Source organism: Kocuria coralli (assembly GCF_008831305.1).
Classification (GTDB): Bacteria; Actinomycetota; Actinomycetes; order Actinomycetales; family Micrococcaceae; genus Kocuria; species Kocuria coralli.
On record NZ_ML708664.1, the window covers coordinates 1 to 319 of the forward strand.

Sequence of the window (319 nt, forward strand, 5' to 3'; positions counted from 1 at the left end):
CAGTTAGTAATCAATGTGGTTGGAGCGATGGAACGACAATCTTTACATCCGTTAGCTGCGGCAATAACACAAGACTTAGAACCGGAAATCACCGAAAAGTTAACGGAAATAGAAGTGACGGATGTACCTGGTTGGGGAGTTCAAGCGATTTATCGAGAAGGGAATTGGCAAGTTGGAAAGGCTGGGTTTGTTGGGAAAGAAGCAGCGGCAGCATTTTCAAATGGCGCATTTGAACGACTTGCAAGTGAAGGGAAAACGATTGTTTATGTAGCTAAAGACGGCGTAATTCAAGCCATGTTTGCTCTTAAAGATACATGTC

At 43.6% G+C, this 319-nt stretch carries 1 pseudogene; it reads left to right on the plus strand.

What is annotated here, in order from left to right:
* Positions 1–27 precede the first annotated feature (27 nt).
* Positions 28–319: pseudogene (locus tag FCK90_RS15255) on the plus strand (hypothetical protein); the annotation flags it as partial.